The sequence below is a fragment of the Paraburkholderia sp. genome (assembly GCF_049581445.1).
GTDB lineage: Bacteria > Pseudomonadota > Gammaproteobacteria > Burkholderiales > Burkholderiaceae > Paraburkholderia.
The window spans coordinates 1-3,988 of the sequence record NZ_JBAURZ010000380.1 but is presented as its reverse complement, the minus strand read 5'-3'; the positions used below and the strand labels follow the sequence as shown (position 1 = coordinate 3,988).

Genomic DNA, 3,988 nt, shown 5'->3' with positions numbered 1-3,988 from the left:
GCTCTCGCCGGTGCCGCTGGCGGAATGTCGCCAGTCGAGTTGCCGCCGCGCCGCCGCTCGCGCTTTGGCCGCTTCGCGCTCGCCTGGCCGCTCGCGGCGCTGGTGGTGAGCCTTGTCGCGATCGCCTACTGGGAAGACCAGCAACGTACCGCCGAACTGGCCGATATCGATGCCGCGATGCTGAGCGACGACCTGCCGCTCAACGCGTACCTCGATCACGGCTTCAACGCGTACCTGTCGCGCGCGCACTGAGCGGGAGATTCTTCGGGTGAGTTACAAGCGCGGCCTTGCCGTTGTCTTCGGATGCGCGATTGCGGCCCTCGTGTCGTTTGCCGCGACCTATCCACGGTTCTACCCGAGTCCCGCCTCGGCGCCAGCATCCAATGCGGCCCCCGGTGCACCCGCCAAACTCGCCGCTCCTGCATTGGGCGCCGACCTGCCCGGGGTAGCCGTCGGTCCGCTTTCATGGGCGCGCCTCACCGATGCACAGCGCGTCGCGCTCGCGCCGTTTTCGAGTCAGTGGGATACCTTCAGCGACGAACGCAAGCGAAAGTGGATCAAGATCGCTTCGCGTTACTCGAAATTGACGCCTGAACAGCAAAAAGGCCTGCACGAGCGGATGACCGAGTGGGTCCGCCTGACGCCGGATCAGCGCCGCGTCGCCCGGGAAAATTATCAGGTGTCCAAGGAATTGTCGCGGGAAGCGCGTCAGAAGGCCTGGAAGGCGTATCAGCAGTTGCCGGAAGAGCAGAAGGAGAAACTCGCCGCCAGCGAGCGTAAGCGCCGGCCCACGGTCGTCAGCGCCCCACCTTCCGGCAAGACCGAACTGAAGGACATCAACCGTCTTGTCAACGAGCGTGAGCACGTGGCAAGCGGCGTCGTTGCGACGGCTAACACGGCGTCGACGGCCGGCGCGGCGTTGCCTGTTGCCCCAGCAGTTCCCTCGGCGGCTAGCGTCGTGCCGGCAACGCCGATTCCGGTTTCGCCCCGCGAAGCGCCCTCGATTTTCAAAGGCTCCTGAGCGCGGGTACGCTTTCCCGTCCTCCTCCACTCTCCGCGCCCAATTGCCCCACGTGCCCACACTACCGACAACTGCCGCAGAGCCTACCGTCACCCTCCCGGCCACGCCGTCGATACGCCGCCGGCTCGCCACGATGCTCTACGAGGGCGTGATCCTGTTCGGTGTGGTGTTCATCGCGGGCTATCTGTTCAGCACGCTGACGCAACAGCGCAATGGCCTGACGCATCACAATCTGCTGGCCGCATGGATCGGCTTCGTAGTGGGCCTGTATTTCGTCTGGTTCTGGACCCACAGCGGCCAAACCCTGCCCATGAAAACCTGGCGGCTGCGCGTGGTCACGGCGGATGGCACAGCGCTCTCCGCGCCGCGAGCGATCGCGCGCTACGTGCTGGCATGGTTGTGGTTCCTGCCGCCGCTCGCGCTGCATCCCTTGCTCGGTCTGTCGCTGCCGCATACGCTCCTCGCAGCGGCAGTGTGGTTCGTGCTGTGGACCGCGACGGGACGCATCGACGCGAACCGTCAGTTCCTGCATGACCGCCTTGCTGGGACGCGTATCGTTGCAGTTGGAAGCTGAAAGCGCAACGCTCGCCTCCACGCCAACTCCCCCTCCGCGTCCCCTGCCGCGCTTCACACTTCGCCGGTCGCGTAATAAGAACTTCTTGTGACTGTCACGGCACGGTCACGCGCCGATGGCGCAATACGGGCACAACAACTCGACGCGTGAGCCATGGACCCGAAAACGTCCGCGACTTCCCTGTTCCGCCAGACTGGCCCGAGCGTCGACCCCGTCGCGTTCCGCCCCGACTCCACTTCCTTCGGCACTGCGCTGCCGCTGCCGTTACCACCGCTATCAGCGGACGAGAACCCCGGGCGTCACGATGACGATCACGAGGAACCGCACCGCTATCGCACGATCTGGCTGTCGGATATCCACCTCGGTTCGAGTGGTTGCCAGGCGCCGTACCTGCTCGACTTCCTGCGCCACAACGACTCCGAGTACCTGTACCTGGTCGGCGACATCATCGACGGCTGGCAGCTGAAAAAAGGCTGGTACTGGCCGCAGGCGCATAACGACGTCGTGCAGAAAATCCTGCGTAAGGCGCGCAAAGGCACCCAGGTGGTGTACATCCCGGGCAATCACGACGAAGCCGCGCGCCAGTTCTGCGATCTCGCGTTTGGCGACATCCACGTGCGCGGCGAAGCCTTCCACACCACGCTTGCCGGCAAGCGCCTGTGGATCGTGCACGGCGATCTCTTCGACGGTGTGATCCAGCACGCCAAATGGCTCGCCTATCTGGGCGACTCGCTGTACACGCTGATCCTCGTGCTCAATCGCTGGTTCAACCGCATCCGCAGCCGCCTCGGCTTCCAGTACTGGTCGCTGTCGCAGTACCTGAAGCATCAGGTGAAAAACGCGGTGAACTTCATCTCGTCGTTCGAACGGGTGATGACCGACGAAGCGCGCCGCCGCGGCTGTGACGGTGTCGTGTGCGGCCATATCCACAAAGCGGAGATCCGCGATATCGACGGCGTGCTGTATTGCAACGACGGCGATTGGGTTGAGAGCCTGTCGGCCCTCGTCGAGACCTTCGACGGCGAACTCAAGGTGATCTACTGGACCGTGATGCGTTCGCCCGAGGTGAGCGAGCAAAAAGCCCGGGCGACCGTGTAATGCCTGTCCTGGCACCCGCGCTTGTTTTGAATTCGAGACCACATAACCACCCGCGTAGTCCCTTTTAACTTCTATTGGGTCAAAGCCGATGAAGATCATGATCGTCACCGATGCATGGGAACCGCAGGTCAATGGCGTGGTACGCACGCTGAAAAACACCACGCGCGAGCTGAGCGCGCTCGGCCACCGCGTCGACCTGCTGACGCCGCTCGAATTCAAGACGATTCCGTGCCCGACCTATCCTGAGATTCGCCTTTCGCTGTTCCCGAAGCGCAAGCTGCGCGAGCGCATCTCCTCCTTTGCACCCGACGCGTTGCACATCGCCACTGAAGGCCCGCTCGGCATGGCGGCCCGCGCGTATGCGATCCAGCACAAGCTGCCGTTCACGACGGCCTATCACACGCGCTTTCCGGAGTACGTGCAGGCACGCTTCGGCATTCCGGTTGCCGCCACGTACAAGTTCCTGCACTGGTTCCACAAGGCGTCACTCGCCGTGATGGCGCCCACCCCGGTGGTCAAGCACGACCTCGAAAAATACCACTTCACGAACGTCGTGCTGTGGACGCGCGGCGTCGATCTCGACATCTTTCACCAGATGGATTCGAAGGTGCTCAACACGGCACGGCCGATCTTTTTGTACGTCGGACGCGTAGCCGTAGAGAAGAACGTTGAAGCGTTCCTCAAGCTCGATTTGCCCGGCTCGAAGTGGGTGGCAGGCGAAGGTCCGGCGCTCGCCGAACTGAAATCGCGCTATCCGCAGGTGAACTACCTTGGCGTGCTGACCCAGGCTGAACTGGCCAAGGTGTACGCCGCTGCTGACGTATTCGTGTTCCCGAGCCGCACCGATACCTTTGGCCTCGTGCTGCTGGAAGCGCTCGCATGCGGCACGCCGGTCGCGGCCTATCCGGTCACCGGTCCAATTGACGTGCTGGGTGACGGCGGCGCTGGCGCGATGAACGAAGACCTGCGCGAAGCCTGTCTGGATGCGCTGAAGATCGACCGCGATCACGCTCGCGCATGGGCCGAACGCTTCTCCTGGGCAGCCGCCTCCGAGCAGTTTGCCGCTCACCTGAAGCCGCTGCCGCGCCCGACCTCGTTCAGCGAGAAGAGCGCGGCCGCGTGACGCGCCCCGTCAAACCCGCCATGCGAGCACGCAGCCCTATGGTCCCGCGCGCCTCACGCGGCGCGCGGCATCCGCTTGAGGGCGACGCGCCGGATATCGAGCCGTTCGACGATGTCGATGAGGATAGCGCGCCGCTCAGCGCTCACGCTGCGCATGGCACGTATGACTTGCC

5 protein-coding genes are annotated in these 3,988 nt (G+C 63.9%); all 5 read left to right on the top strand.

What is annotated here, in order from left to right:
- Positions 1-252 (top strand): DUF3619 family protein (locus WCA85_RS32910; protein ID WP_424069549.1); only part of this gene is annotated, 252 nt, incomplete at its 5' end.
- Positions 253-268: 16 nt separating this feature from the next.
- Positions 269-1,021 (top strand): DUF3106 domain-containing protein, encoded by a 753-nt coding sequence (locus WCA85_RS32905; RefSeq protein ID WP_424069547.1) that lies wholly within the window; start codon positions 269-271, stop codon positions 1,019-1,021.
- Positions 1,022-1,073: 52 nt separating this feature from the next.
- On the top strand, positions 1,074-1,595 hold the full coding sequence (locus WCA85_RS32900; RefSeq protein ID WP_424069545.1) for an RDD family protein: 522 nt from the start codon (positions 1,074-1,076) through the stop codon (positions 1,593-1,595).
- A 153-nt stretch (positions 1,596-1,748) separates the two neighbouring features.
- A complete protein-coding gene (locus WCA85_RS32895) occupies positions 1,749-2,693 on the top strand; it encodes a UDP-2,3-diacylglucosamine diphosphatase (RefSeq protein WP_424069543.1) in 945 nt (314 codons plus the stop codon).
- Between the two features lie 88 nt (positions 2,694-2,781).
- Complete coding sequence (locus WCA85_RS32890) at positions 2,782-3,816, top strand: glycosyltransferase family 4 protein (RefSeq protein ID WP_424069541.1); 1,035 nt, start codon at positions 2,782-2,784, stop codon at positions 3,814-3,816.
- Positions 3,817-3,988: the final 172 nt, after the last annotated feature.

Bases quoted from the DNA above. Each gene is read 5' to 3' on its own strand.
- WCA85_RS32895 (WP_424069543.1), top strand. From the start codon at position 1,749: ATGGACCCGAAAACGTCCGCGACTTCCCTGTTCCGCCAGACTGGCCCG.
- WCA85_RS32890 (WP_424069541.1), top strand. From the start codon at position 2,782: ATGAAGATCATGATCGTCACCGATGCATGGGAACCGCAGGTCAATGGC.